Source organism: Oligella sp. HMSC09E12 (genome assembly GCF_001808505.1).
GTDB lineage: Bacteria > Pseudomonadota > Gammaproteobacteria > Burkholderiales > Burkholderiaceae_B > Oligella > Oligella urethralis.
This window is the reverse complement of the sequence record NZ_KV793541.1, coordinates 1-3,552: the sequence shown is the minus strand read 5'-3', so window position 1 is coordinate 3,552 and position 3,552 is coordinate 1. Positions and strand designations below refer to the sequence as shown.

The 3,552-nt window shown below is 50.6% G+C and carries 2 rRNA genes; both read left to right on the top strand.

The features are described 5' to 3' along the window. Positions 1-333 precede the first annotated feature (333 nt). Positions 334-3,301, top strand: a 23S ribosomal RNA gene (locus tag HMPREF3179_RS02540). A 131-nt stretch (positions 3,302-3,432) separates the two neighbouring features. Further along, a 5S ribosomal RNA gene (gene rrf, locus HMPREF3179_RS02535) occupies positions 3,433-3,546 on the top strand. Positions 3,547-3,552: the final 6 nt, after the last annotated feature.

The following is a 3,552-nucleotide window of genomic DNA, read 5'->3' as shown; positions in this document are numbered from 1 at the left end:
CACTTAATACTGTTCTTTAACAATTAGGAAGAAGCACAACAAAGTATTCAATGGCAATTGATGTGGTGAAGCGATAAGCAATGATCGATAACGCATCAATCTGTTATGTAGAAGACGGGTTGTGATTGCATATATAACAAATGAAGTTCTCAAATGTTTTGAAAGCGAGCGGATTGAATTGATGTTTCAACGTCAGTTGAAGCACAGGATTCGATACGCAACGACAAAGAATAACCATTTGATGAGCGGCACAACGTTAACTCAAGTAAAGAGCTGGGTGTTGCGGAGTAAAAGGCGCAGCATCTAGAGTGACTATAGCTTATTAAGTTATAGGATCAAGTGACTAAGTGCACATGGTGGATGCCTTGGCGATCACAGGCGATGAAGGACGCGATAGCCTGCGAAAAGCTACGGGGAGTTGGCAAATAAGCATTGATCCGTAGATATCCGAATGGGGAAACCCACTGGCGTAAGTCAGTATCGTATCGTGAATTCATAGCGATACGAGGCGAACCGAGCGAACTGAAACATCTAAGTAGCTCGAGGAAAAGAAATCAACCGAGATTCCGGCAGTAGTGGCGAGCGACCCCGGAGTAGCCTAGACGAGATAGTCTAATGTATAGTCGAACAGCGTGGAAAAGCTGGCCGTAGTAGGTGATAGCCCTGTAGACGAAATGCGTTAGGTGGTACTAAGCGTCAGACAAGTAGAGCGGGACACGTGAAATCCTGTTTGAAGATGGGGGGACCATCCTCCAAGGCTAAATACTCGTGATCGACCGATAGTGAACCAGTACCGTGAGGGAAAGGCGAAAAGAACCCCGGGAGGGGAGTGAAATAGAACCTGAAACCGTGTGCATACAAACAGTAGGAGCCCCCTTTAAGGGCTTTCGGTGTGGTGGCACGCCACATCAAAAGCGATTTTAAGTAGTGAACTAGCTACGTGTAACGTAGTGAGCCAGCTACGAGAGAGTCTTTAAAGGGGGTGACTGCGTACCTTTTGTATAATGGGTCAGCGACTTACATTCAGTGGCGAGCTTAACTGATTAAGGCAGGCGTAGCGAAAGCGAGTTCGAATAGAGCGCATAGTCGCTGGATGTAGACCCGAAACCGGATGATCTATCCATGGCCAGGTTGAAGGTGCGGTAACACGCACTGGAGGACCGGAACCCACTAATGTTGAAAAATTAGGGGATGAGCTGTGGATAGGAGTGAAAGGCTAAACAAATCCGGAAATAGCTGGTTCTCTCCGAAAACTATTTAGGTAGTGCCTCACGTATGGCTGTTGGGGGTAGAGCACTGTTATGGCTAGGGGGTCATAGCGACTTACCAACCCATGGCAAACTCCGAATACCGACAAGTCGAGCGTGGGAGTCAGACAGCGGGTGCTAACGTCCGTTGTCGAGAGGGAAACAACCCAGACCGCCAGCTAAGGTCCCTAAAATTGGCTAAGTGGGAAACGAAGTGGGAAGGCATAGACAGTCAGGAGGTTGGCTTAGAAGCAGCCACCCTTTAAAGATAGCGTAATAGCTCACTGATCGAGTCGTCCTGCGCGGAAGATGTACCGGGGCTAAGCCGGTTACCGAAGCTGCGGGCGTGATTTAATCACGTGGTAGGAGAGCGTTCTGTAGGCCTGAGAAGGTGAGTCGAGAGGCTTGCTGGAGGTATCAGAAGTGAGAATGCTGACATGAGTAGCTATAAAGGGGGTGAAAGTCCCCCTCGCCGTAAGTCCAAGGTTTCCTGCGCAACGTTCATCGGCGCAGGGTGAGTCGGCCCCTAAGGTGAGGCAGAGATGCGTAGCTGATGGGAAGCTGGTTAATATTCCAGCACCGTGTTCAAATGCGATGGGGTGACGGATTGCGAAATGCGAGCGGGCGGTTGGAAGAGCCCGTGACTGGTACTAAGAAGGTGGTTAGGCAAATCCGGCCACGAAATTCAAGGTATTGGTGCGAAGGAGCTACGGCTCTGAAGTTGTAGGCAGTGGTCCCGGGAAAAACCTCTAAGCTTCAGTTTGGACATGACCGTACCGCAAACCGACACAGGTGGACGGGATGAATATTCTAAGGCGCTTGAGAGAACTCAGGAGAAGGAACTCGGCAAATTGATACCGTAACTTCGGGAGAACGTATGCCCCGGTAGCGTGTTAAAGCGTGAAGGGGCCGCAGTGAATCGGTGGCTGCGACTGTTTATTAAAAACACAGCACTCTGCAAACACGAAAGTGGACGTATAGGGTGTGACGCCTGCCCGGTGCTGGAAGGTTAAGTGATGGGGTGCAAGCTCTTGATCGAAGCCCCAGTAAACGGCGGCCGTAACTATAACGGTCCTAAGGTAGCGAAATTCCTTGTCGGGTAAGTTCCGACCTGCACGAATGGCGTAACGATGGCCACACTGTCTCCTCCTGAGACTCAGCGAAGTTGACATGGTTGTGACGATGCAATCTCCCCGCGGCTAGACGGAAAGACCCCATGAACCTTTACTATAGCTTCACATTGGATTGTTAACCGGCCTGTGTAGGAATAGGTGGGAGGCGCTGAAGGCGGGACGCTAGTTTCGCTGGAGCCGTCCTTGAAATACCACCCTGGTTTGTTGATGGTTCTAACCTTGGCCCGTGATCCGGGTTGGGGACAGTGTGTGGTGGGTAGTTTGACTGGGGCGGTCTCCTCCTAAACGGTAACGGAGGAGTTCGAAGGTACGCTAGGTACGGTCGGAAATCGTGCTGATAGTGCATTGGCAAAAGCGTGCTTGACTGTGAGACTGACACGTCGAACAGGTGCGAAAGCAGGACAAAGTGATCCGGTGGTTCTGAATGGAAGGGCCATCGCTCAACGGATAAAAGGTACTCTGGGGATAACAGGCTGATACCGCCCAAGAGTTCATATCGACGGCGGTGTTTGGCACCTCGATGTCGACTCATCTCATCCTGGGGCTGTAGCCGGTCCCAAGGGTATGGCTGTTCGCCATTTAAAGAGGTACGTGAGTTGGGTTTAAAACGTCGTGAGACAGTTTGGTCCCTATCTGCCGTGGGCGTTGGATACTTGACGGAGGCTGCTCCTAGTACGAGAGGACCGGAGTGGACGTACCGCTGGTGTACGGGTTGTCATGCCAATGGCATTGCCCGGTAGCTATGTACGGAAGAGATAACCGCTGAAGGCATCTAAGCGGGAAACTCGTCTGAAGATAAGGTATCCCGGAGGCTAGACCTCCCTGAAGGGTCGTTCGAGACCAGGACGTTGATAGGCTGGGTGTGGAAGTGCAGTAATGCATGTAGCTAACCAGTACTAATTGCCCGTGCGGCTTGATCCTATAACTCAGTAAGTTAGAAGACAAGTGCCGCTAAATAAAAAAACACCTCATACATATACGCAACTCCAAACATAACACCATGACATCTCATTGTGCTTCTTCCTAATTGCTAAACAGCAGTACAAGCTTCGCTTGACGACCATAGCAAGGTGGACCCACTCCTTCCCATCCCGAACAGGACAGTGAAACGCCTTAGCGCCGATGATAGTTGGATTCGCTCCTGTGAAAGTAGGTCATCGTCAGGCAATTTA